This window comes from Microbacterium sorbitolivorans, assembly GCF_003327285.1.
Taxonomy (GTDB): domain Bacteria; phylum Actinomycetota; class Actinomycetes; order Actinomycetales; family Microbacteriaceae; genus Microbacterium; species Microbacterium sorbitolivorans.
Genome location: NZ_KZ848481.1, coordinates 1 through 2,436 on the forward strand (window position 1 = coordinate 1; position 2,436 = coordinate 2,436).

3 protein-coding genes are annotated in these 2,436 nt (G+C 62.4%); all 3 read left to right on the forward strand.

Going from position 1 to position 2,436, the window contains the following annotated elements:
* The first annotated feature begins 201 nt into the window (after window positions 1–201).
* Window positions 202–255 carry a chloramphenicol resistance leader peptide gene (locus tag DTO57_RS14875; protein ID WP_011113070.1) on the forward strand — a complete coding sequence of 18 codons (54 nt, stop codon included), beginning with the start codon at window positions 202–204 and terminating at the stop codon, window positions 253–255.
* Window positions 256–276: 21 nt separating this feature from the next.
* A complete protein-coding gene (gene cmx, locus DTO57_RS14205; RefSeq protein ID WP_114118929.1) occupies window positions 277–1,452 on the forward strand; it encodes a chloramphenicol efflux MFS transporter Cmx in 1,176 nt (391 codons plus the stop codon).
* On the forward strand, window positions 1,452–2,436 hold a 985-nt coding region (locus tag DTO57_RS14210; protein WP_187346644.1), incomplete at its 3' end, for an IS481 family transposase. The genes cmx and DTO57_RS14210, both read left to right, overlap by 1 nt.

Below are 2,436 nucleotides of genomic sequence, written 5' to 3' on the forward strand. Positions count from 1 at the left end.
TGTGATGTCCAGGGACGTTGTTCTGCCCCCGCGCGCAATGACACCGTGCTGATTCAAGAAGCATCTGTCCAGACCGCTCACCATTGAAGGCATGTAGAGTTTGGGGCATGTCGAGTCCCGAATCAGACAGGTCAGGGGTTGTCGGTCACACCGCCAGCCCCTTGAACCACTAGTTACGACGCCCACGATCTGTGTGGGCGTATTTCTGGCGTACCCGGGGCACTGGCCGTGGTGACAAGAAGAACCATTTCTTGATCTCACACCTCGGAGTACTCGATGCCTTTTGCTCTCTACATGCTTGCCCTGGCGGTCTTCGTCATGGGCACTTCAGAATTCATGCTCGCGGGATTGCTCCCCGCGATCGCGACCGAACTTGACGTCTCGGTCGGCACTGCAGGCCTGCTGACCTCCGCATTCGCGGTCGGTATGGTCGTCGGCGCGCCAGTGATGGCGGCATTCGCTCGCAGTTGGCCACCGCGGCTCACATTGATCGTTTGCCTTCTCGTGTTCGCGGGAAGCCACGTCATCGGAGCGATGACACCAGTGTTCTCTCTCCTGCTCATCACCCGGGTGCTCAGCGCTCTCGCATACGCAGGATTCCTCGCCGTAGCACTGAGCACGGCCACTACCCTCGTGCCAGCGAACCAGAAGGGGCGTGCACTGTCGATCCTGCTCTCCGGCACGACGATCGCAACCGTCGTGGGCGTCCCCGCCGGGGCACTGCTCGGCACAGCGCTGGGCTGGCGAACGACGTTCTGGGCGATCGCCATCCTCTGTATTCCCGCGGCCGTTGGAGTCATTCGGGGCGTCACGAACAATGTTGGTCGGAGCGCGACTAGCGCGACCTCACCAAGGCTCCGTGTCGAGCTCAGCCAGTTGGCGATGCCGCGGCTCATCCTGGCCATGGTACTCGGAGCGCTGATCAACGGAGGGACCTTTGCGGCATTCACCTTCCTGGCACCCGTCGTGACCGAGACCGCGGGCTTGGCCGAAGCGTGGGTGTCCGTCGCGCTGGTGATGTTCGGCATCGGATCGTTCCTTGGCGTCACGATCGCAGGACGACTATCAGATCAACGACCTGGCCTCGTGCTCGCAGTCGGCGGACCGCTGTTGCTGACGGGCTGGATCGTGTTGGCAGTGGTCGCATCTCATCCCGTTGCGCTTATCGTCCTCGTCCTCGTTCAGGGCTTCCTGTCGTTCGGCGTCGGCAGTACTCTGATCACGCGTGTGCTGTATGCAGCATCGGGTGCGCCAACGATGGGCGGTTCGTACGCAACCGCAGCATTGAATATCGGAGCTGCCGCGGGGCCTGTGCTTGGTGCGTTCGGGCTCGCGACCGGGCTGGGGCTGCTCGCGCCGGTTTGGGTCGCCTCGGTGCTGACAGCGATCGCTCTCGCCATCATGCTTCTCACCGGACGCGCGCTCACGAAGACCGCGGCGGAGGCCAATTGATGACCCATCCGAACGCTCTTCTCACTCCTCGTGCCCGTCTCCGGTTAGCCCGACTGATTGTCGAAGACGGCTATCCGGCCACGATCGCCGCAAAGATGTTCATGGTTTCCCCGATCACTGCCCGGAAATGGGCCGGCCGCTACCGGGAAGAGGGCGAGTTTGGGATGCAGGATCGCTCCAGCAAGCCGCACCGGATCCCAGACAGGACGCCCGAGCATGTCAAGAAGAAGATCATCAACCTGCGCTGGCGGCTTCGACTGGGGCCAGCCCAGATCGCTGCACGACTTGGTCTCTCGACGTCGACTGTTCACGCGGTCCTCGTCCGTTGCCGCGTGAACCGCCTCTCGCATATCGATCGTGTCACTGGCGAGCCATTGCGGCGATATGAGCATCCTCATCCGGGATCGTTGATTCATGTCGATGTTACGAAGTTCGGCAACATCCCCGACGGCGGTGGACATCGTTACGTAGGTCGGAAGCAAGGCGCACGGAACAAGCTCGCGACTCCGGGATTACCACGAGGAAAAGACCACAAGCCGCGCACCGGAACGGCGTTCGTTCACACAGTCATCGACGACCACTCCCGCGTCGCATACGCAGAAATCTGGTCGGATGAGCAGGCGAGAACAGCGGTGGGAGTTCTCGAACGCGCCGTGGACTGGTTCGCCGAACGAGGCGTGACCGTCGAGCGAGTCCTATCCGACAACGGGTCGGCCTACAGATCCCACGCATGGAGGGACTTCTGCGCTCGGCTCGGCATCCGACACAAGCGGACACGCCCCTACCGGCCGCAGACGAACGGGAAGATCGAGCGATTCCACCGCACGCTCGGGGACGGATGGGCCTATGCCAGGTTTTACGGTTCAGAGGCCGAACGACGCCTGGCGCTGCCCGGCTGGCTCCACTTCTACAACCACCACCGACACCACTCTGCGATTGGCGGCGCACCCTTCGACCGACTCAACAACGTCCCTGGACATCACA

Coding starts and splice junctions, on each gene's coding strand:
- cmx (WP_114118929.1), top strand. CDS start 277: ATGCCTTTTGCTCTCTACATGCTTGCCCTGGCGGTCTTCGTCATGGGC.